Source organism: Spiroplasma endosymbiont of Othius punctulatus (assembly GCF_964019505.1).
Taxonomy (GTDB): domain Bacteria; phylum Bacillota_I; class Bacilli_A; order Mycoplasmatales; family Mycoplasmataceae; genus TIUS-1.
Genome location: NZ_OZ026449.1, coordinates 341,778 through 365,044, shown reverse-complemented (window position 1 = coordinate 365,044; position 23,267 = coordinate 341,778). Strand labels below are relative to the sequence as shown.

The 23,267-nt window shown below is 29.8% G+C and carries 21 protein-coding genes, 1 tRNA gene and 1 other RNA gene; 2 read left to right on the top strand and 21 right to left on the bottom strand.

Going from position 1 to position 23,267, the window contains the following annotated elements; all coding sequences use genetic code 4:
* Positions 1-71: 71 nt before the first annotated feature.
* Positions 72-148, bottom strand: a tRNA-Arg gene (locus AACL07_RS01710).
* Between the two features lie 93 nt (positions 149-241).
* Here AACL07_RS01710 and AACL07_RS01705 point away from each other — a divergent pair.
* A complete protein-coding gene (locus AACL07_RS01705) occupies positions 242-991 on the top strand; it encodes a class I SAM-dependent methyltransferase (RefSeq protein ID WP_338984112.1) in 750 nt (249 codons plus the stop codon).
* A gap of 12 nt (positions 992-1,003) precedes the next feature.
* Here AACL07_RS01705 and AACL07_RS01700 read toward each other — a convergent pair whose 3' ends face one another.
* From AACL07_RS01700 to AACL07_RS01645, 12 genes are all read right to left on the bottom strand, one after another.
* Entirely contained in the window at positions 1,004-1,891 is an 888-nt protein-coding gene (locus AACL07_RS01700; protein WP_338984110.1) for a phosphatase PAP2 family protein, read from the bottom strand.
* Positions 1,881-3,497 carry a hypothetical protein gene (locus AACL07_RS01695; RefSeq protein ID WP_338984108.1) on the bottom strand — a complete coding sequence of 539 codons (1,617 nt, stop codon included), beginning with the start codon at positions 3,495-3,497 and terminating at the stop codon, positions 1,881-1,883. The genes AACL07_RS01700 and AACL07_RS01695 overlap by 11 nt, the downstream gene beginning before the upstream one ends.
* A gap of 3 nt (positions 3,498-3,500) precedes the next feature.
* Entirely contained in the window at positions 3,501-4,829 is a 1,329-nt protein-coding gene (gene trmFO / locus AACL07_RS01690) for a methylenetetrahydrofolate--tRNA-(uracil(54)-C(5))-methyltransferase (FADH(2)-oxidizing) TrmFO (RefSeq protein ID WP_338984106.1), read from the bottom strand.
* A gap of 49 nt (positions 4,830-4,878) precedes the next feature.
* Positions 4,879-5,412, bottom strand: coding sequence for a cob(I)yrinic acid a,c-diamide adenosyltransferase (locus AACL07_RS01685; protein WP_338984104.1), 534 nt, complete (start codon positions 5,410-5,412; stop codon positions 4,879-4,881).
* An 82-nt stretch (positions 5,413-5,494) separates the two neighbouring features.
* Entirely contained in the window at positions 5,495-7,999 is a 2,505-nt protein-coding gene (locus AACL07_RS01680) for a vitamin B12-dependent ribonucleotide reductase (protein WP_338984102.1), read from the bottom strand.
* Between the two features lie 93 nt (positions 8,000-8,092).
* Positions 8,093-9,985, bottom strand: a complete 1,893-nt coding sequence (locus AACL07_RS01675; RefSeq protein ID WP_338984100.1) for an ABC transporter ATP-binding protein — start codon at positions 9,983-9,985, stop codon at positions 8,093-8,095.
* An 86-nt stretch (positions 9,986-10,071) separates the two neighbouring features.
* Positions 10,072-10,713 (bottom strand): hypothetical protein, encoded by a 642-nt coding sequence (locus tag AACL07_RS01670; RefSeq protein ID WP_338984098.1) that lies wholly within the window; start codon positions 10,711-10,713, stop codon positions 10,072-10,074.
* Positions 10,713-11,018 (bottom strand): single-stranded DNA-binding protein, encoded by a 306-nt coding sequence (locus AACL07_RS01665; RefSeq protein WP_338984096.1) that lies wholly within the window; start codon positions 11,016-11,018, stop codon positions 10,713-10,715. Before AACL07_RS01665 ends, AACL07_RS01670 begins: the two co-directional genes overlap by 1 nt.
* A gap of 70 nt (positions 11,019-11,088) precedes the next feature.
* Entirely contained in the window at positions 11,089-12,774 is a 1,686-nt protein-coding gene (locus AACL07_RS01660; RefSeq protein ID WP_338984095.1) for a phospho-sugar mutase, read from the bottom strand.
* Between the two features lie 88 nt (positions 12,775-12,862).
* Positions 12,863-13,477 (bottom strand): ribonuclease HII, encoded by a 615-nt coding sequence (locus AACL07_RS01655; protein WP_338984093.1) that lies wholly within the window; start codon positions 13,475-13,477, stop codon positions 12,863-12,865.
* Positions 13,478-13,480: 3 nt separating this feature from the next.
* Positions 13,481-14,449: a ribosome biogenesis GTPase YlqF gene (gene ylqF, locus AACL07_RS01650; protein ID WP_338984091.1), complete on the bottom strand. Its 969-nt coding sequence runs from the start codon at positions 14,447-14,449 to the stop codon at positions 13,481-13,483.
* A gap of 26 nt (positions 14,450-14,475) precedes the next feature.
* Positions 14,476-14,946 carry a 23S rRNA (pseudouridine(1915)-N(3))-methyltransferase RlmH gene (locus tag AACL07_RS01645; RefSeq protein WP_338984089.1) on the bottom strand — a complete coding sequence of 157 codons (471 nt, stop codon included), beginning with the start codon at positions 14,944-14,946 and terminating at the stop codon, positions 14,476-14,478.
* A 51-nt stretch (positions 14,947-14,997) separates the two neighbouring features.
* Between AACL07_RS01645 and AACL07_RS01640 the strand changes: the two genes are divergently transcribed.
* The gene (locus AACL07_RS01640) at positions 14,998-15,744 is read left to right on the top strand and encodes a hypothetical protein (protein WP_338984087.1); all 747 of its coding nucleotides are present in this window, start codon (positions 14,998-15,000) and stop codon (positions 15,742-15,744) included.
* Positions 15,745-15,767: 23 nt separating this feature from the next.
* Here AACL07_RS01640 and ffh read toward each other — a convergent pair whose 3' ends face one another.
* From ffh to AACL07_RS01600, 8 genes are all read right to left on the bottom strand, one after another.
* Positions 15,768-17,108, bottom strand: coding sequence for a signal recognition particle protein (gene ffh / locus AACL07_RS01635; protein WP_338984085.1), 1,341 nt, complete (start codon positions 17,106-17,108; stop codon positions 15,768-15,770).
* A 57-nt stretch (positions 17,109-17,165) separates the two neighbouring features.
* Positions 17,166-18,710, bottom strand: a complete 1,545-nt coding sequence (locus tag AACL07_RS01630) for an HDIG domain-containing metalloprotein (RefSeq protein WP_338984083.1) — start codon at positions 18,708-18,710, stop codon at positions 17,166-17,168.
* Positions 18,711-18,761: 51 nt separating this feature from the next.
* On the bottom strand, positions 18,762-19,793 hold the full coding sequence (gene recA / locus AACL07_RS01625; RefSeq protein ID WP_338984081.1) for a recombinase RecA: 1,032 nt from the start codon (positions 19,791-19,793) through the stop codon (positions 18,762-18,764).
* A 38-nt stretch (positions 19,794-19,831) separates the two neighbouring features.
* Entirely contained in the window at positions 19,832-20,293 is a 462-nt protein-coding gene (locus AACL07_RS01620; RefSeq protein ID WP_338984079.1) for a nicotinamide-nucleotide amidohydrolase family protein, read from the bottom strand.
* A 26-nt stretch (positions 20,294-20,319) separates the two neighbouring features.
* Positions 20,320-20,652, bottom strand: an RNA gene (gene rnpB, locus AACL07_RS01615) — RNase P RNA component class B.
* A gap of 56 nt (positions 20,653-20,708) precedes the next feature.
* Positions 20,709-21,695 (bottom strand): alpha/beta hydrolase, encoded by a 987-nt coding sequence (locus AACL07_RS01610; protein ID WP_338984077.1) that lies wholly within the window; start codon positions 21,693-21,695, stop codon positions 20,709-20,711.
* Positions 21,695-22,228 carry a hypothetical protein gene (locus tag AACL07_RS01605; protein ID WP_338984075.1) on the bottom strand — a complete coding sequence of 178 codons (534 nt, stop codon included), beginning with the start codon at positions 22,226-22,228 and terminating at the stop codon, positions 21,695-21,697. Before AACL07_RS01605 ends, AACL07_RS01610 begins: the two co-directional genes overlap by 1 nt.
* A 96-nt stretch (positions 22,229-22,324) precedes the next feature.
* Positions 22,325-23,263, bottom strand: coding sequence for a hypothetical protein (locus AACL07_RS01600; RefSeq protein ID WP_338984073.1), 939 nt, complete (start codon positions 23,261-23,263; stop codon positions 22,325-22,327).
* Positions 23,264-23,267 lie beyond the last annotated feature (4 nt).

The window sequence follows — 23,267 nt, the reverse complement described above, 5'->3', positions numbered from 1 at the left end:
CAACTTAACTATTTAAGTTATTAAGACAATAAAAAAAGATGTGTTTAATCACATCTTTTATTTATTTCAAATGGCGCCCACAAGAAGATTCGAACTTCTGACCCTACGCTTAGAAGGCGCATGCTCTATCCTACTGAGCTATGTGGGCATTTCATAGTAAATTATAACTAAATTATTTAATTTTTACACCCTATTTTTGTATACAAACTATAATAAGTAATATTACATAAGGAGCATTCAAATGAAAAACTATTATTCTTCCTTATCATCAACTATATATGATTTTACAAAACCGCCTGGAACCAGTAGTGATGGTGATATTGAGTTCTATAAAAAACTTCTTTTACCATTGGAAGGAAAGATATTAGAAGCTGGGGTCGGAAATGGAAGAGTGTCTATCCCATTAATAAAATATGAATTAGTAGTTGATGGGATAGATATCTCAAATGAAATGTTAGATATTTATAAATATAACTTGGATTCGAATAATCTTAGTGGAAAGATAATTAATATGAATTTAAAAGACTATATTTCTCCAAACACTTACGAAGCAATCATCATGCCTGCCGGAAGTATTTGTATGATTGAAAATATAGAAGATTTAAAATTAATATTAAAAAACTTTTATGAATCATTAATAGTTGGCGGAAAGGTCATAATTGATTTCATATACCCCACTACATTTAAACCAGGTTCAAAACATGTGACCAACGTTGAATTAGATAATGAAAACAATATTCAGTTAAACATAAACCATAATTCAATTGACTGATCAAAACAAGTTGCTTATTCTGAAAATGAATATGTTCATTTTAAAAATGGAAAAGAAGTTTCAACCGAACTTCAGACATTTAATTTAAAATGATATTCTGAAAATGAAATCAAAATGATTTCTGAGTTATTGGGATTTAATAATATTGAATTAATAAAGAACTACAACAATGCACGTATTTTAAACTTAAATACAATTACTTTAATTGCAAAAAAATAATGACTTGTGTCATTATTTTTTTAATATTGAATTAACAATTTTTGGACCAAACGTATAAAACACACCAACTAGTAACATTGAAAATGTCACATCTGATGGAAAGTGTTTGTGATAAACAATCCTTGAAATACCTGTTAGTAAAATTGAACAAACCGAAATTAATAAAAATATAATTTTGAAATAAGTTTGTTTTGAAGACTTGGGTATGAAATAAATTAATAAGAAAAACATCCCAGCTGCTTGTGTGTGACCTGACGGGAAACTTTTCCCCCTATCACTTTCAAAATTAAATTCAAATAAGTATTTAAACTCATTTGTACCATCTATTACAGAGTTTGGTCTTGGTCTACCTCAAATTTCTTTAAAGACAGTAACAATCAAAGTTGTTATTGTCAGAAGCACAAGTGCATAAATAACCTTTATCCACAATGTAGAAATATATTGGCTATCTCTAAAAACTGATAATTTGTTTATCATTATTGTTGTAGCGATAAAACTCAAAATTGTAATTGAAAATATTATTGATGTCGCAATTGTAGTTATTAATGATTTTAAATCCCCGTCTACAATAATGAAATTTTTATATCCAATTGAATGAAAGGCAATTGTTCCAACAATGACTATAGAAAGACCAATTAGCGAAGGTTCAATTATATGTGTCTTTGTTTTGTTTGCTATGTTGTAAATAGACACAATTCCAAACATCGCTGTTATACCAATCGGTATAACGACCGCTTGTTTACCCCACATATCAAAACCAATTGAAAATCAATTTTCATATGTAGTAAATGATTTTGCAATAGCTAAATCAAAAACACCAAATAAAATAAGAAAAATTATTAGTACTGACCCTATTGTTATTTGTGGTCAATAAAGTTTTAAATCATTTTTAGTTTTCATTTTTAAATAATTTTGATGGTAGATCAAAATATATTCCATATTTTTTAACTTCATCTTCTGAAGCTGCATTGAATAATTTGATGTATGTCTTGAATCTTTCTAATAGAATTACAATATTTTCAGTTGTTTGAATTGTTCTATTAATTGGATGTGGTCCAAAAATAATATATGTATATTCAACTAAGTCTTCAATATTGTTCTCAAATAGTTTTAATGTTGGTTTATTTAAACCAATAATTACGTTAAGGATCAATCCAATTTTTCTAATTGCATGATCTTTTTCTACATCAGATATTTTTTTTGCTGGTGTTGAATTCATATATTCAATTTCTTCTTCGTCAATGATGAACTCTTCAACTGCTAATTCATGGTATTCAATTGTTGATTCTAATTTATCATTTTTCATTTTGAATATAGATAGTGTGTCAACCCAAACATCATATTTAGGTTTTATTATAGTGTCATAAATATAATCTGGAAATAACGGATATGACAATAATGTTATTCTCATTTTTGAAAAAACAGATAGAACAATTTGTGTGTAGTGGTATAGCTTTTTCTCGTTAACCTTAACGTGGTAATCACCTTTACTCTCAATATAACGCAACAATGATAATGGGTTAACGTTTTGGTATGTAAATGGAGACAATACAACAATATCTTCATTACGTTTAAAGATACTTCGAACACCCTCATCTTTATCTGAAGGAACAAAGATTGGAATGTACTCTTCTAAGATTTCAAATGCATCTTGCCCTTCTTTTAACATTGTTATTCTAGCGATTTCATCTTTCATTAAAATGGCAGCCATTTTTGTTAATTCAAAAATTGCTTTTATTTTTTCTTGTCTTGTAAAAGTTATCCATTTTGCATATTCAAAATTTCCTAAAAAGATTTTAAACTCATCAGGATTTGAAATGATTTCCATTGTTGATTTTAAATATTCAACTTCTTTTATAAATCACTTTCTTCCACCATTATATTTTTCAATAATTCTTTCTGGAATGAAAGCGTGCGAAACATTGCTGTATAAATTTTGTGCATCAACGTTATTAATTAAATTTAGAACAAATAAAAACGGATATACCTCTGATACTTTAAAATCATCGTCAAATATATGGTTAATGTCATAATGCATTTTATGAGCTAACTCAGCAATATATGACCTTGATAAGTTCTTTCAACTATCGTGTTCTAAAAAACAATACTCATTAATATGTGGTAAACAGATTGCAGTAATCATTTGAGAAACTTCTTTTCTTTCTTTAGGTGTCTCAATTTTAATTTTTGGTGGTTTTTGTTTTTGTTCTACGTGTCTATATTTCAAAGAATATATACTGTCGTAATTTTCTAAAATGTAATCTGAATATTCTTTCATATCATTTGTACTTAGTGACTCAAGACAAACTCCACGATAAAGCATATATTGAACAATAGCTAAGTGGCAAATTTGATACAAACTATAAAGTTCTTTTTTTCTAGTATTAACAATGTACTGAAGTTCCCCATTACCTTTAACCATGTAATGCAATGAAAACCAAAACAAACTATTGTTTTGGTTTTCATTGAAGAATCTAAAGTTTTTATTAATTACGTTATTTGCCATATATTATATTTTATATTTATTTATGAATTCCTCAACATCTTTAATTGCTTTAATTGAATATTGTTCCTTTTTTAGAACCTTTTTCATTTTTTTATTCATTCCATCTGTGTTTACAATAGATCAGTTGGCTTTCATTGGTTGAAAGTTCTCTGATGAAGTTGTACAAATGTAATTAACCAATCCACCCATAACTGTAGTTTCTGGTCATTCAATTAATTCTTTTTCTTCTATTTTCCTTGCGACATTAATTGCAGCTATTATTCCTGATGCGGTTGATTCAACATAACCTTCAACTCCAGTAATTTGTCCAGCAAAGAAAACATTTGGATTTGATTTCAATTGCATGCTTTTGTTTAATAATGTTGGTGAATTGATAAAGTTGTTTTTGTGCATAACACCATATCTCACAAACTCAGCATTTTCTAATCCTGGGATTAAACTAAATACACGTTTTTGTTCACCTCATTTTAAATTAGTTTGAAAACCAACTAAGTTGAACAAGTCTTTAGCTGCATTGTCTTGTCTTAATTGGACAACGGCAAAAAGATCGTGGTGGTCTTCTTTACTTCTATATAATCCAACTGGTTTTAATGGTCCGTGTAGTAATGTTTTTTCACCACGACTAGCCATTACTTCAACAGGCATACAACCCTCAAATACACGTAATGATTCTTCATCTTTTAAATGAAGGTCTGCTTTTTCTGAATTTAATAATTCATTATAAAATTTTAAATACTCTTCTTTTGTCATTGGAGCATTTAAATAATCTTTAGTTTCACCTTTGTCATATCTGTTCTTTCAATATAGTTTACCCATATCTAAACTATCTAGTTTTACAATTGGAGCAACAGCATCAAAAAAATAAAAGTAATCACTACCGACAATCTTTTGGATTCCTAATTGTAGTTTAGGTGTTGTCAAAGGACCAGAAGCAATAATTGTAATTTCCATTGGATCAATGTCTCCAACCTCTTCACTTATTACATTTATAAGTTTATTGTTTCTAATTTCATTATCTATAAACTTGGAAAACAAATCCCTATCAACCGCAAGTGAACCACCGGCTGGTAGTTGCGCACTATAGGCCGCTTTTAAAATTAATGAATCAAACTTTTGCATCTCAACTTTTAATGTACCCACAGCATTTGCTGGATCAGTTGATCTCAAAGTATTTGAACAAACAAGTTCACCAAAAGTATCCACAGTTTGAACCGGGTTTCTTTTAATCCCTTTTACTTCATATAGATTTACATGTATATTTCTTTTTGCTAGTTGGTATGCAGCCTCACTTCCAGCAAGCCCTGCTCCAATAATGTTTACGATTTTTTTCATAGTTTAATTATATAAGAAAAAGCACCCTTAGGTGCTTTTGCTATATATTTTAATATTCAATACCTTTTCTACCATTAACACCAATGTCCATGTAGTGTTTTTTAGGTTGTATTACAGAAATTAAATCTGCTATTTCATCTAGTTCAGGAAAGGAAAATCTACCTGAAAGGAAAATTTCAATATGATTTTTCCTTTCAATTAAATCTTTAATCAATTCATCTTTTTTAATAAAACCATTTTCAACAGATCCTAGAAGTTCATCGATAAATATAACATCAACCGCTTCATCTTTTAATGCGTTCTTTATTTCTTTATAGCCTCTGTATGTTTCATCTTTGAATATTTGAACTTCTTGTTCATCCATTTCTCAGACGAACTTAGTTGAGCTTTCATAAAAATTAGTTATTTTAATTCCTAATTTTTCCAACATTACATTTTCAGACGTTGGTCTATTTTTTAAAAACCTAAAGTATAAAACATTTAAGCCAGCACCTTTGGCACGCATTGCTGATCCGTTTAATATTGAAGTTTTACCTTTACCTTCTCCACAATATATGTGAATGTATCCTTTATCTTTTTTCATTTTTCTCCTTTAAATAAAAAACAATGTTAGCACTTATACACTATCATTGTTTATATTTGGTAATTATTCTATAGTTGTAATCTTAAAGACCACATTTTAGTTGACTACCGCATTCTGGACAAGTGTGACATCCACCTTGTTCGATTACGACACCAATAGTACAAATTGGACATGTGTCACCAATTTCTGTACCAATGTTTTTTTCGGCAACTGTTTTTTTGATAAATTCGTTTTCATGATTGATTGGTTCTAGTTCATCAACAAATCCTTTTCTTTCTTTTGTTTCTTCAATTTCAAGAGAAAGAACTTGTGTGTCTCTACTTCCATCAACATAGATAGTTCCACCTTTGGCTCCACCTTTGTAAAGTTGCATGTAAACTTTTTCTACTTCAGCTACAGAATATCCTTTTGGAGCATTAACTGTTTTTGAGATTGATGAATCAACTCATCTTTGAATAATACATTGAACTTCAACGTGTGCTTCTGGAGATAATTCCATTGCGCTCACGAAGAACTCAGGTAGTTTTTCATCAGTATGTTGAGGATTTAAGTCTAATCATTCTTGAACGATTTTAGATTTAACTTCCATGAACTTACCTAATCTACCACTTCTAAAGTATGAGAACGCAAAGTAAGGTTCTAAACCAGTTGAACACCCTACCATTGTCCCTGTTGATCCTGTTGGAGCCACAGTTACTAAGTGTGAGTTACGGATACCAAATTGTTTAATTCCATCTTGAATATCTTTTGGTAAAGTTTTGATGAATCCAGATTGAGCAAATTTTTCTTTGTTATCTAAGAATGGGAATACACCTTTTTCTTTAGCTAACTCAATTGATGTTCTGTATGCAGTTAATGAAATTGTTTCAAATACTTTATCTACAATTTTATTACCTTCTTTTGATCCATACTTAACTCCAGCTCAAATTAGTAGGTCGTGTAATCCCATTACACCCATACCAATTCTTCTTTCACCAAGAGCTTGTTTTTTGTTTTCTTCTAAGAAGTAAGGAGTTTCGTCAATAACGTTGTCTTGCATTCTCACACAAACTTTAACAGTTTCAGAAAGTGCATCGTATAACACTTCTTTTGTTTCTTTGTTTACAAAGTTTGATAAGTTAATTGCAGACAAGTTACATACTGAGAACGGCGCTAATGGTTGTTCACCACATGGGTTTGTAGCAACAACTTTTTGTCCGTAACCTTGTGCATTTGTCATATCGTTTGCGGCATCAATAAAGAATATTCCTGGCTCTGCTGAATAAGTTGCACAAAAGTTAATTAAGTCTCAAAGGTCTTTTGCCTTAATTGTTTCATAAACTTTAACTGGGTAACCTAGTTTTTCTCATTCAAAAACATTACCAATGTTTTGTCATTCTTTGTCATAAAATTCTTTTTGAACTGCAGTCATATTTTCAATGTCTGGGAACTTTAAATCTCATGATTTGTTTTTTTCAACAGCTTTCATAAATGGATGTGAAATGGCTACTGAAATATTTGCACCCGAAAGGAAGTGTGGGTTGTTAACAACTCATTTTCCACCATCTTTCAATTGTGTTTGGATTGATCTTAGTGCATCACTTGAAACTGCAGTATTGTTTTTTGAAACAAATTCAAAAACTTCTCTTTCAGTTTGTTTTAATGGTTCAAAAGTCAATTTAGCATTTGCTGCTTGTCTGATTAATTCAGATTTTGACTTTGTTTTTAATCACATTAAAATATCTGGGTTTTGCATTTTTGAAATAATGAATTCAATGATATCTGGATGTCAATCTGACAACATAATCATTTGAGCCCCTCTTCTTGAACCACCTTGTTCAATTAAGTGAGTAAGTTGTGATAAGTCATTTAATCAGCTAACTGATCCTGATGAACGTCCACCAACACCTTTGGCAACTGTGGCTTTAGGTCTTAATGTTGAACCGTTTGTTCCAACTCCACCACCACGTGACATGATTTCTGTAACTTGTGATCTATGTTTAGAAATACCTTCTCTTGAATCTTCAATATACGGCATTACATAACAATTGAAGAAAGTAACTTTTGAATCACTACCAGCTCCATAAAGTACTCTACCTGCTGGAACAACATTTAATGTTTCAAGTTCATGAACGAATTTTTCTGTTCATTCTTCTTTTTGTTTTGTTGTCCCTTCGGCTTTGGCAAGTGCTTTACCGACACGACGTGCGATTTGCTCAAAGAAAAGTTCTAGTGGTTTTTCTAAACTGAACTTGTCTTTAATAATACAATTAGTTGTTTTGCTTTGTTCTAATAATAATGGGTCAATTTGTCCAACGTATTGGTCGTCAACTTGAATGATGTATTTGCTTCCCTTTATTTCTTTTAACGTTCCAATCCCTCTTGTTGGGAAAGCGTTGTCGTCCTTGATTGTTGTAATAACAACATCTCCTACTTTTAAAGTAGTTAATGCTTTGTCTTTTTGTGAATATCTATCAAGCATAACCATTCTTGAAACACTGTCAAAACACTTCACATCAGTTGGTTGGATTGGTGTAATTATACTGAAGTGTTTTTCGATATCTTTGTTCAATGATTCTATTGAACTTTTTTTATAAATTTGTTGCATTTTTTTCTCCTATTTGTTTCTTAATTGTACTATTAAAAATAAAAAAAACTCAACAAATGTTGAGTTTTAAAAAGTTTCGCACTTATGCACATATTATTGCATTTTACCTGCATTGTATAAGTTTTGGAAATGGCCAGGAATTGACTTTAGTTCGTCAAAAGTACCTACTTGAGATATACCTTGACCCCTTCCTAAAACAATGATTTGGTCTACATTTTTTATTGTTGAAAGTCTATGAGCGATAGTTACAGAAGTTCTACCACTCATCAATGATTCAATGTTTGCTTGTATTTCTTTTTCTACAATATTATCTAATGCTGAAGTTGCTTCATCTAGGATTAATAATTGTGGATCTTTTAAAAACATTCTAGCAATAACTAGTCTTTGTTTTTGACCACCAGATAACATGAATCCCTTTTCACCTAGCACAGTGTTGTATCCATCTGAGAAGTTCATAATGATATCATGTAGTTCTGATTTCTTAGCTGCCTGAATAGCGTCTTCATCAGATTTTCCAAAGTTACCATATTTAATATTGTCAAATACAGTTCCAAGGATAATTTGTGGTTCTTGTTCAACATATCCAACATGTTTTAAATATGTTGATAGTTTTACATCTTTTAAATCTACAGTTCCATTAATTAAAATTTTACCTTTACTTGGATCATAAAATCTTAATAGCATTTTTGCAATTGTAGATTTACCTGACCCGGTCTCTCCAACAAAAGCGTATGATTTCCCTTTTTCAAAAACAAAATCAAATTTTGGAATGATTACACTTTCTGGTTTTTCTGGATATGTAAATTCAACATTTTGAAATACTATATCTCCATTTAAGTTTTCAATTGTATATCCCTTTGTAGAGTCGTAATGCGGATCTATTCTTGAAGATGATTTGATTATCACTTGAATACGATAAGATGCAACTTCAGCTTGGATAAATCCAAACATAATCTTAGCAACTTGCATAATCGGTCCGGTCATGGTTCCAACACCCGCAATGAACGGAATCAGTTTTGCCGATAAAAGCTCAGTATCGTTGCTATAAATTAATACCGCAGAAATAACAACTATAACTTGCATTGAACTTGTGGCAGTAACTAAAATAGTGATAAACGAAGCAACCATGATTGATATACTATTTGTGAATTTATAGTATCTTTTATGACTATCTCAAAATCTTTCCATTTCAAAATCTTCTGAACCAGAAGATTTAATTAACCTAATAGCGTTAACTCGATCAGTAACGTCACCATTAATAGTAGTTAGTTTTCCACGCATTTTAACCATTAAAGGTCTGATGATAAATAATGCTAAGAACATTAAGAACACTGCTAAGAAAATAGTTACAACAACTACTGTCGCAAGATAAACATCAATTATAAAGAATACAACTAATGAACCAAAGAATGTGATGATTGCATTAATTGCAGCAATTGGAACTATCTGAGATTGTTCTCCAACAATTTGAGTATCTGATATTAACTTAGTTAGAATTTCACCAATTTTTTTATCTGAATAATAAGATATGTCTTGAGTGAACAGCCTTTTTAAACAATCATTTCTTAAATTTATCTCTACTTGTCTACCCATTCTTCCAGCAATAATTTGAGTCGCGTATGTGAAACCTCCAAGAAAAACAAAAAGTATTAATTGAAGAATACCCCATGATCATCAAACCATTTTAATACCTAAGAAGTATGTAGGAATATTCTTTAAATCTAACATAACTTGTTCAATGATTAATGGGGCAAGAATTCCGCAAGTAGCTGCAAGTATAACTAAAACAAATAGTGATAACGCTTTGTAAGGATTTTTCTTAAAGTGTGCTGACATTGTTCCGATAAAAGTAGCTTCTTTACCTAATATTTTTTTTGTAGCCTTCATATCTGATTCATCAAATTTTACAAAAGTGTCTTGTGTTGACGTTTTTTCTACCTTCTCACGAGGGTCTAATATTTTTTCCTGTTCTTGTTGAGTCTTCATATCTAACCCCCTTCTAGTATTTGCATATAATAAAATATTATATTAATTAGTTAATAAAAAATAGTCATTTCCATGACTAATAAATTCTAATTTTTGTTAAAGATAAAAACATTTGAAAATTTTGAATCTAAATCAAGGTTTTTGTTTTTTACAAATATTTTGAAGTCTTCATTTGTTGAAAATGAATTGATTTCTTCAATTACAGTTTCGTCGTATTCATCAATCACAACACTATTGCTGATTGATGAAACAAATCTCAATTGATTTTTAAGTATTGAATTTTTTGGTATTTCAAAGTCATTATATGATTCAGATAAAACAAGTTCACTTGTTTGGGATTCATTTTCAAGCATATATGTGTAAATACCATTATCTAATACAAGAAATGATTTATTTGAAAGATTTTTTACACTTTTAATTAATCCAACGTGAGTTTGATCATCAACTTGATTTATTGAATCGTTTGAATTAACAAAACTCATTACATTGTTAGTGGTATTTAATACTCTCAAATCACCAATGTAAAAGATTACAAATGGCGGTTTAAAAGTATATTTAAGCGCTTCTGGGTAATCACTTGAAATAATAGTGGTTCAATTACATCTGATGCTTTTAATCGCTTCGGTTAAAACATTCATTTCAATTTTTTCTTTTGTTTCAAGTGCTTTGTAGACTTTGTCTCAATCACCTTTATATTTCAGTGCAAAGTATAATAATACTTTTTCCATTAGTTGTAGTTGATAACTTTACTTGCAATCATTTCATTGATATATTGTGTTTTGTCTTTTGACATGTAAGAAACTATTCTGCCTTCAACACTTAGTAGTGAATCTTCAAAGTATTCACTTTCATCACCCAATACGTTTGCTCATACTTTTATATTTATAAAGTCAGCCTCAATACTTGTTGTTTTTGATTTGAAAGGTCTTTCAACTCGCAGGGTTAATTTATACAGTCTTTTTTCATCACCATCTTTTTCAAAGATTAGTTCAGGGACATTTACTAGTTGTCCTATTAATGTTACATTGTTCATTTTTTTATTCCTCCACCTTCTATAACGTCAAGAAACAAAAAAAACAATTCATTTTTTTGAATTATTTTTTTTATTTTATAAAGTTTTTCAATTCTACTAGCATTTTGTCTAGTTTTGTTTTTGATTCTTTTTCATCTTTTGCCACAGCAATAAAGTAAATTTTAACCTTTGGTTCAGTACCTGAAGGTCTAACTGCAAATCAAGAACCATCTTCATAATAGAACTTTAATAAGTTTTGACCTGGCATATTGTGTAAACCATTTATATAGTCTTCTTGTTTTATCATTTTTAATCCAGCAAATTCTTTTGGTGGATTATTTCTAAACTTAGATAAAATTGGATCAATTTTTGATTTAATTTCTTCTGGTTTAAAATTTAGGTTTTCAGTATATGTAGTGTAGAAACCATATTTTGCATATAGGTCATGCAATACATCAATAAGTGATTTATTGTGTTTTGTTTTATAAAATCAAGCCATCTCACTCAACATGATAGCTGCTTGTATTCCATCCTTATCTAGTGTTGAACTATCTAATACATAACCATAACTTTCTTCATATGCAAATACGAAGTTTAAACCATTGTCTTTTTCTTTTAAAATTTCAGAACCCATTCATTTAAAACCAGTTAATGTCTTAACAACTTTAACTCCGTAAGTTTCAGCCGCAATTCTATCACCTAAATCACTTGTTACAAATGAAGAATACAATGCTGGATTTTTTGGAATTTTATTAATTGCTTTTAATTGTGATAATTTTCAATCAATTAATAATGGTCCTGTTTGGTTACCATCTAATCTAATTCATTCATTATTGTGATTTACAGCAAGACCAATTCTATCTGCATCTGGATCAGTCATAACAATTATGTTTGCATTTGGATTTGCTTTACCGTATTTTTTTAAAGGTATTTCTCAAGCAGGTGGAAATTCCGGGTTTGGGTTAATTACATTTTTGAAACTTGGATCTTCAAATGCATGTTCTTCAACTTGAATAACTTTGTATCCTGACTCTTCTAAAATTGGTGGTACAAATTCTGTCCCTGTTCCATTAACTGCTGAATAAATAATTTCAAATTTATTTTTGTCTGCTTTTTCATGGAACTGTAATTTTTTGATCATTGTATTGTAGTTTTCAATTGTTGAATTTGATACTTCTAATAATAGTTTTTTATTTGGTACATAATTTCAATCAATCATGTTTTCAGAATCGATTTCCATTTCTTTTGAAATTACTACAGTATCACTGTCAATTAATTGACAACCAAATTCATCATAGATTTTATATCCATTATAAATTGCTGGGTTATGTGAAGCTGTAACTACTATTCCACCAATTGTGTTTAGGTCTTTAACTGCATATGAAACAACTGGTGTTGGTTTCATATCATTGTTTTTAAATAAGTAAGCCTTAACTCCTAAACTAGTTAGGATTTCAGCTACAGCATTTGCAAACTCAATTGATTTGTATCTGTTATCGTGTCCAACAACTATTCCTCTAGTTGCCAAATCTTTTGGGTGTTTTTGTTTTAATAGTTCAACGTAAGCACGTGTAACTTGCTTAATTGTATAAATGTTAAACCTACCTGGTCCAGCGCCTAATACACCCCTTATTCCAGCTGTTCCAAATTCAAGTGAGATTGAAAATGCAGCATTAAGCTCATCATCATTTGCATTAAGTAAATGTTCTCTTAACTCAGGGATTAAATTTTCATTTTCAATTCACTCTAAGTATTTAGTATTTTTTTTATCAAACATATATTTCCTCCGAATTATTTTGGTACCTTTATTTTACTAAATCAAAATAATATTAATATACTTAAATAAAAAATAAGTTAATTAAAACTTATCTCTTGTTCAGGGCATCAATAATTGGTTTGTATGACTTTCTATGTATATCAAGTACTCCAAACTCATCCACAGCTTTATAATGCAGTTTAGTGCAATAGCCTTTATGCTTTGAAAAACTATATTCCGGGTACTGTTTGTCATATTCATACATAATTCTATCTCTATAAACTTTAGCCAATATAGAAGCTGCTGCAATTGATTGTGATTTACTATCACCTTTTATCAAAGATATTGTTTGTATATCTTTGATATCAAGTTTTTCAGCATCAAGTAAAGCAATGTCTGGTTTTGTTTTTAACTTGGAGATTGTTTCTAACATTCCATTTTTTGAAGTTTGCTTTGGATTAACCCTATCAACATATTGACTGTCGTAAACTTTAATTGAATATGAAGTTGAATTTTTAATTATTAAATCAAAAAGTGTTTCTCTTAATTTTGCAGAAACAATTTTTGAATCTTTAATTCTCGAATCTTCAAATCCATTATTTAAAATTACACTTGCGACAACAATTGGACCAGCCATTGCACCTCTGCCGACTTCGTCACTTCCAGAAATTAGTTTTACTTTGTTGTCAAGTTTTATTTGATTATCAAATTCTATTAGTGTCATATTTTATCATTCAATAGTGTTATCAAAGTCTTCTGTAATTTCTAATTCTTTTTGTGTACTTAAGATCATTGTTGATGTATCGCCAATATCTAAAGGTTTTTCAAATGAAACTTTTTCAAACTTACCACCTAGTAAATCTCTAATAAATAAATTGATTGATTTATCAACATCGGGAATATCTTGGAAAAGTATTAAACCATTTCTTCTTGCTATCTCTTCAAATAATTTATATGAGTCATCATAATTGATTGGTCTTTTAAATTGTTTTCTTGTTTTGTATCTTGTTTCAATTACATTTGGATAATTGTCATAAATATACTTTAAGATTCTTGTGGCAAATCTTTCTTTTGGGATTACATCAATTTTAATTGCATTAGCTGCAACACAGTTACATGCTTGAATTTCACTATCAAATTTTGATGGTAATATTCCTGGAGTATCAATAAGTGTAATCAATGGAGTTAGATTAAATCTTTGGAAACCACGAGTTACACCTGGCATGTTAGCAATTTTAATTTTTTTATTTTTAATTAGTTTTGAGATAAAAGTAGATTTACCGACGTTTGGAATACCTACAACCAACACATTAACAAGTAAAGCGTCGATTCCTTTTTTCTTCGCAGCTTTTCTTTGTGGTTCCGTTCTTTTATTGATTATCTTTTCGATATCTGGAAGTATGTTTTTATTTTTTTTATCAATTAAATAACAGTCATCACCTCTTGATTTAAAATATTCCATTCATTGTTTTGTTACAACAGAATCTGCTAAATCCCCTTTTGTTAAAACAAATAATCTTTTTTTGTTTGTTCCAATTTTTCTCATCATTGGATTACGTGTAGAAAACGGTGCTCTTGCATCAACTATTTCTACAATGAAATCAACAGCTACAATTAGCTCTTCGATTTCTTTTAAGGCTTTATTCATGTGTCCTGGAAATCAGTTGAATGATGCTTTAGTTGTATTTTGACTCATAATTTTACCTCCAATTTATTATACTTTTATTTATGATATTTATCATTATTCATTATCTTAAATGATCTGTATATTTGTTCAAACAACACTGCTCTAAACAATAGATGTGGCATAGTGACTTTTCCAAAACTAATTTTAGTATAGTTATTTTGTTTGAACTCATCGCTATACCCATCACTTGGTCCAACAATAAACGCTAGATTACCCGTTCCAGTATCTTTATTGTTTTCAATTAAATTTTTAAATTCAATTGAATCAACGATTTTAGAATTAACATCTAACACTATTGGTTGAAATCTATTTTCAATTAGTACATTTAATTTGTTAGATAACAGTTTCATATTTTCTACAATATTTTTAGTTTGGTTGTTTGTAGCAACTTCATTTATTTCAATAATTTCAAAATTACATAATTTTGAAATCTTGTCAGAGTAATAGCTAATTACGTCTTTGAATTCTTTGTCCACTTTGTTAAAGCATATTATTTTAATTTTCATTTGGAACCTCATTAATATTATAATATTTAAGTATATAACTATGGAGATCAAATGAATAAAAACTTTATTTCAGTTTTGGATATAAAAGCCAAATCTGCAAACGTAAACGAACACCTATCTGCAGATTTAGAATTTGTTCTTAACTACCTATTAAGCAACTCAACAATACTTACATTTTGTAACATGATTTCTTTTGATCTTTACGGGATGGACTTCAAACAATTAACAACAGTAAATAATATTGCAATTCACAAAAGTTCAAAAGATAAAAGTTTGAACTTAACTTACTTAGAAATTGTTTATAACTTAATTTATCAAATGCATAAAAGAAAATTCAAATACCCAGACTCACTAGGTTATGACATGTTTTCTACACCAAAAAAAATAAAATCATATATTGAATTGAATGGTTATGAACTAGATCCTTCAACTAATAATGAAGGTTATAAATTATTCAAACTTGTCCCTTCTCAAAGTAAACAATTAATTGAATCAGTTATCAAAAAATCTAAAAATGAAATAATTAATATTGAAGTAAAAAACTTTATATCTTATTCACAAAACCAATTCATCGAAAGAGTTACTTCGTTGAAAAATATAATTACAGCCAAAAGAGAAATTTCTGATTTTCAAGTTGAAATGTTTGGTGTTGAATTTGTTAAAAACTTTTTAACCGATATCGAAAGGTTGTCTGGAATAAATTTAAATAACATATCAAAAAATGATGAAGTATTTATTACAGAACACATTGATAGATTGTTCTACATTACAATTTTATTAATCTTACTTTCAAAATAAAAATACGAATTAGATTCGTATTTTTATTTTCCGAAGTTTGCCATATTTGGCATTCTTCCACTTTTAAACATCTTAGCCATTTCTAAAGCTTGTTTTTTTGATTTCTCAAATTGGTTGATTAATTCATTGAATTCTTTTTCTGATCTACCAGAACCTTTGATTACTCTTTTTTTCCTATTTAAAGATTTAAGTAATTTAGGGTCTCTTCTTTCTTTTAAAGTCATTGAATCCATTAGGTACTCAGCATTTTTTAATTTAACTTGAGCAGATATAATTTGTTCTTCTGAAACTTTACCATTTAAACCTGGCATCATTTTCATCAATCCACCAAGGTTTCCCATGTTTGCTAATTGTCCCATTTGGTTTTTTAAATCTTCTAAATCAAATAAACCTTGCATCATACGACGCATTGTTTTTTCCATTGTACGTTGATCAACTTGTTTTGTAGCTTTTTCAAAAAGTGTTTCAACGTCTCCAAATCCCATGATTCTATCAGCAATACGTTTTGGATAGAATTCAGAAAGCGCTTCAATTCCTTCACCTTCACCAATAAATTTAATTGGAACTTTTGTAACGTACGAAATAGATAATGTAGCCCCACCACGTGCGTCTCCATCAAGTTTAGTTACAATAACTCCAGTAATTTTAAGTGTACTGTTAAACTCAGTTGCGACGTTAATTATGTCTTGCCCAGTCATACCATCAACTGTCAGAATGATTTCAGTTGGTGAAGTAATCTTTTTGATTTCTTTCAACTCATTCATTAGTTGTTTGTCAATCTGTAAACGACCAGCAGTATCTAAAAGTACAACATCATATTTGTTGTCTTCTGCATATTTCATCGCTTCTTTTGCTGTCTTAGTTGGATCTTGTTTACCCTTTTCAAAAACATCAAATTTATTTTTTGTGGCAAGTTCAACTAATTGATCAATAGCACCAGGACGATAAATATCTAGAGCAACCATTAAAACTTTCTTACCTTGTTTTTTTAACAAGTTAGTTAGTTTGGCTACTGTTGTTGTTTTACCGGCACCTTGTAAACCAACCATCATAATTGGTGACGGCTTTCTACTTATGTTTAATTCTGATTTTTCTTTACCAAGAACATTGATTAATTCTTCATGAACAATTTTAACCATTTGTTGATCAGCACGAACACCTTCTTCAATGAAACCACCAATTGATTTTTCTTTGATAGCTGCAATTATTTTTTTAACAACATCAATGTTTACGTCAGCCTCTAATAAAGAAAGTCTAATCTCACGTAATGCTTCACTAATGTTTTCTTCACTAAGTTGTGATTTCTTTAAATTTTTTTCAATTGATTTCTGAAAGCGTTTTGCTAAAAAATCTCCAAATCCCATAAAATACCTCAATTGGTTTAATTATACATTAGATAAAAAAAATGTGGTTTAACCACATTAGATTTCTATTGATATTCTTTTTTCTTTTATTAAAGTTAAAACAATTTTTCCAGGAACTTTTTTTACACGATTAATAACATCGTGCAATTCAACTGAAAGTTTTTTCATATCGATATCTGATATAGTTTCTGCATCTACAATTACTCGTATTTGTCTACCAGACTGTAATGCAAATGTTTTTAAAACACCTTCTACTTTATTACACTCATCTTCAATTTCTTTTATTCGTGCAACAAACGCTGCTATGTCATTGTTTCTTGCTCCAATTCTTGCAGCAGAAATTGCATCAGCAATAATTACGATTTCAGCATATATTGTTTCTTTTCTAACATCACCATGATGAGCTTCAACTGCATTAATAATAATTTTGTCTTCGTTCAATTTAACTAATTCAGCAACACCCATTTTGACATGAGAGCCTTCACCCTCAAAATCCACAGCCTTACCAATATCGTGTAGTAACCCACACTTTGTTGCTAATTCAATATTTAATCCCAACTCTGCAGCAATCATTCCCGAAATTTGAGCAACTTCAATAGAATGATTTAAAACGCTTTGAGAATAACTTGAACGAAATCTTAATTTACCTAATAAATACTTAATTCTTTGATTGACGTTTTCTAATTTTAAATTGTCAACGACCCTTTGACCAATTTCTTTCATTTCTTGTTCAATCTTTTCTCCTTGAACAATCAACTCTTCTTCAATTGATACGGGCTGTAAACGACCAGACTCTAATAATTTATTCAAAGTTCTGGTAGCAACTTCTCTTCGAACCGGGTTCAAAGAAGATATTCCCACCTTTGTTGATGAATCGTCAATAAACAGATCAACTCCACCATATTGTTGGAATGCCTTTATATTCCTACCCTCTTTTCCAATAATTCGACCCTTCATTTCTTCATGCTTGATTTCAATGAATGTTAAATTATATGACTCAGTTGTTTCGATGACAACATTCTGCATGGCAGATATCAAGATGTCTTGGACCTTTTGTTTAATCTTTAGTTCTGAAACATTTTCAAGTTCATTTAGACTTTTATTTAGTTCATCTCTATGTAATTTATAAATTGATTTTTCTAAATTATCACGTGCTTCATCTTTCGACATTGAAGCTACCGTTTCTAATTCAGCAACCATTTTTAATATTTCTGAATTTAACTTTAACTTTTCATTTTGTAATGAGTTTTCAGCAGCTTTGAAACTTTGATTGATTCTAGTGTGTTTCTCTTTTTCTAATAAAATCTCTTCTTTCAAACGAATAATTCTTTGTAATTCATCGTTTGATTCTTTTAATAAGTCATTTTTTTTATCTTCAGCTTTGTTTAATAATTCTTCTTTTTCAACTTTAGCTTCATTAATAATTTTGAAATAAATTTTCTTTGCCTTTTTCTGAGCAATTTTTGTTTCATTCTTTGTTTTGTTTTTTATTTTAAATACAAAAAACACAAGCAAAGCTATTGCGATAACACAAATAGCAATGACTGTGATTAATGAAATCTCAGTTATAGAAGCGTTTAATAATAAATAATTTGTTTTCAATTTGGTACCTCTCCATCTATAGAAAGGCTGCGTGTTAGATTACTAACAAAATTATTTTATATCATTTTTCTTAATTTTAATATAAATTTCATCCAAGGCTTTTGGGTTTGAATTTAAAAATTCTTTAACACTATCTTTTCCTTGTCCAATTTTTTCACCATTATATGCAAATCAAGATCCTGCTTTATCAATTATTTCTTTAGAAATTGCTAATTCAATTATTTCTAACATTCTATCAATTCCTTTGTTATAAATAATCAAGACCTGACATGTTTTAAATGGTGGTGAAACTTTGTTTTTAACAACTTTTATTTTTGCTTTATTACCTGTGGCTATACCATTTTGTAATACAGTTTCACCCTTTCTGACTTCTAATCTTAGTGAAGAATAGAAACGCAGTGCACGGCCACCGGGCGTGATTTCTGGGTTACCAAAAATTATTCCAACCTTTTCTCTTAGTTGATTAATAAATATAACTACTGTATTTGTTTTGTTGATTATTCCATTAACTTTTCTCAAAGCTTTAGACATAAGTCTGGCTTGCGCACCGATTTGTTGATCTGACATTTCACCGTCAAGTTCAGCTTTAGGTACTAAAGCTGCAACTGAGTCAACGATCACAATGCTAACCTTACCTGATTTAACTAATGCTTCTAATATCTCAAGACCTTGTTCTCCTGAATCTGGTTGAGACACTATCAAGTTATCAATATCAACTCCAATTCTTTTTGCATAAGCTGGGTCTAATGAATGTTCGGCATCAATAAATGCAGCAACTCCACCTTCTTTTTGTGATTCAGCAATTGCATGTAATGCAAGAGTGGTTTTACCACTTGATTCTGGACCAAATATTTCAGTCACCCTACCTTTAGGGTAACCTCCAACACCAATGATGTCATCAAGTAGCAGACTTCCCGATGAGATTACCTCAATCTTAGAATCCGCCTTATCTCCTAGTGTCATTATTGATCCTCTACCATGAGTTTTTTCAATCTCTTTTAAGACAGCTTTAAGATCTGGGTCTTCAAATATATCTTTTGGCATAATAATGTCCTCTTTTGTTTTTGTTTTTGTAATGTTCATTTTTTACATCCTCCGTTATCATTAACGTCAGAAAAAAATTAAATCATTCTTTTTTTTATTTGTTTTAGTAATTTTTCTACCATCATTGTTTTAAATAGTCCACGATCCATAGAATCTTCAAGTCTATATTCATAGACAAAAGCGTCATCATTAATTCTAAAACCATAATGTGCTAGCCCAGAGTCTGGATTTGTTTTGTCAAATGGAGGTGCTCAGCCTGTGTATCCAATTACAATATTTGTTTTTAATATTTGTTGTGTGCTTTTTAACATTTCAGTTAAAACTTCCGGACTAACAACCCCATATTTTTTAATTACTTTTACATCAATATTTAAAATATCTGTTTTGAATTCATCTGAATAACAAACAAAACCACCCTTGTATACTTTAGATGTCCCAGCAACATTTGTTAGAGCATTTGAAAATGCTCCACCAGTGAATGATTCACATGTTGAGATTGAATAATTATTCTTTGTTGCTCAGTTAATTAGTATTTCCATATAAGTCCTTAAAAAATAGAATCAAAAATCATAACCCGCGTTCTGTTCACTTACGTGTACCAACCATTTATCTATCTTACGATCACAAACCAAGTTCAGTTACCTGATTTGAATTCCTCTACCAAAATTTGAGTTTCTTGCTTGTGGAGTTTACCCGTTCCATTGCCTGGTTTCCCATTGCTCGTCTCTGTGGCACTTTATGCTTCAATCGTAGTTTCCCTTAGATTAATTAAGCGTCGTTACCTTGCGGTACCCAAGATCACCTTATTTCTTGGCACAATCACTACCACCATCACAGGCGGTGCAAGCGCGGAGTTTCCTCTATATTCTTTTTCAAATATAGCGATTGGTTCATTTTGATTCACTTATATTTTAATCCAAATAAACAAAAAACAAATAGATAATCTATTTGTTTTTATTTTTCTCATTTAGATGAAAAATTAAATGTCTTTTCCATATATTCTTTTCCAAAGTCAGATACAATTTTTTGATGTTCTGATTTGTTAGTTAACCATAATTCTGAAATTTGTTCTTTTTCAAATTTGATTTTATTTTCATATAATTCTTCAGTCATTCAATGTGGAACTTTTTTGTTGTTGGTTGATGCAATAAACATTATCGGTGTTTTAAATGACTTTTTAATGTCTTTTAAAATATCAAAATCATATTTAATTTCTAAGCTACGTTTAAATTTATCCAAGAAATTAAAACTTACTTTTCATCAATCCATATTTGTGAAGTTGTTTTGTAAATCGTATTTAAAATATGTGTCTAAATCTGAAATTGGAGAATCTGCTATTATTCAATTTACTGATGATTTTTTCTTCCCTATCTCTGAATGTGCAATTGCGGCCGAAGCACCAAAACCAACCCCAACTAAACCCACTTGACTCATTAGATAATTATCTTTAATGTTTCTAATAATTTCATCAATTGTAGAAATTGTTGAATATCATAAATCAGTTTTTTCATTCAAGTCTTTTCCATGACCAGTTGTATCAAAAGAAATAATGTTATAACCATTTTTTCTGTATTGTTCTAACATTCTTAGTGATTGATATTTGTTTTCAGATCAATCATGCAATCCAATAACTCATCTGTGTGCACTTCTGTTTATTAGACCAACCACACTGACTAGTTTGTTCTTGTGATTGACATTAAATTCTTGTAATTCGTTTTTATCAAATTCAACATGGTTAATTCGTTTTGATCTGTTATCAAATAAATGATGTTCAAAAGTATTTAATTCAACTCCACTTTCGTTTAAACCCTCTTTTTGAAAGTCGTTTAAATGTTGTGAATACTTTAAAAATCAATCATTAGAAAGCTGCTCAACTTGCGTCTTGTTTTTCTTGATTGATTTTTTAATGTCTTTTGTAATTAAATATTTTGCTCTTTCCATTATCTTGTTGCTTTCAAATTTGCAATTAGCATGTCTAATGCTTTTATAGTTATAGTTTTTTCTTTTAATAGTTGTGTCTCTGAACTATCTTCAGCGACTAGTGATTTTAATTCAAGTTCAATTTTGGCTCTCAAGTCTTCAGCTATAAATATTTCTCTATCATTTTCTCTTAGCTTACCACCATTAGTAACAACAGTATTGTTGACTTGCGGTATTGGTTGGTGAGCGCGTTGTGCATTTGGATTTAATCTAGCTAAACGCGCTGATAAGTTATTCATATTAATTCCACCATCCATACTTTGGTGTGGTTGGTGTGGTGTTAAGTTTTCTTCTAAAATTGAAATACATCCTTTTAGATCTCTTTTGAAAATATCAACTGAAGATGTATTATCGTGTTTTTCAGGATTTGCTTTAATGTTATTTCAACCATCTAAAATTCTTTGAATTTTTTCTTCTTGAATCACTCCTGGAAATTTGTTATTTAGTTCAACCAAGTGTTCGACTTCGCTGGCTAACTTGTCTAATAAAATCATGGTTACCTCTTTTTATTTATAATAATATTTTATAATAATTAACCGCTGTTTTAAACAAAAACCTAAACATTTGTTTAGGTTTTTAAAGAATATAAATTATTTATGTAGTAATAATGTTTCCATTATTTTTCAATTTTTAATTGGGTTTTCAACTATTTCTTTAACGTGTTTTGTTATTTCTTCACACATAATGTCATCATTTGCAGACAACGTAGTTAATGGTTTCGAAGCAAGAGTATTACTTCTATTAAATGTTTTTCGTATTTCTCACTCTCTATAAAATTCTGCATTATTGCCAGTGATATTGAATTTGATATCACCCATCAAATGTTTGTTGTTCATTAAAGAATCAATTCTTATTGGTGTAAGCAATTTGAAACCGTCTGTTTTAGAGGAATTTACTTTGTACGTTTTATTGAATTCAATTGATTCAGAAACATATTCATCAATATTCTTTTCTTTAGTTTTACCCAGTTTTATACCGACAGCATTTTCGATAGGTAGCGGTTCATAAGACAACCGAACACTTAGCCTATTTATGAAGTAATGTACCGGTACAGTTGTTGCATTTTTACCACTCGATACAAGTTCGTATCTAATTATTTCTTCGATGTCGGCATCGCAATAATATGTAGCTTCTCCAATTTGAAACCAAACTTCGCTACCACCAAAAATTTTAAGATCAATATCTTCAACCACAAATTCTGGGTGAACTAACTCCAGGTATTTCGAAACGAATCTATGAAGATTGTCAGAAATAATATCTACATTTTTCGCTGTAGTCCCTTTTGATCTCTTGAAACTATATATCGCAAGACACACAAATATAACCATCAAGATAAATGCAATAGAGATAACAGCTATTCCATTTTCAATACTGGTTACAAAGGTAGTTACCCAAATAATAAAAGATATAATTCCCAATACTGTAAAAACCCAAGCTTTAACAGCGTGTTTTTGATTTGAGTTCCCTTCATCTTCTAACTCTGTACTTATAAAGTCTTGGATGTATTGTTCAAATTGTTCATTTTTCATTTTA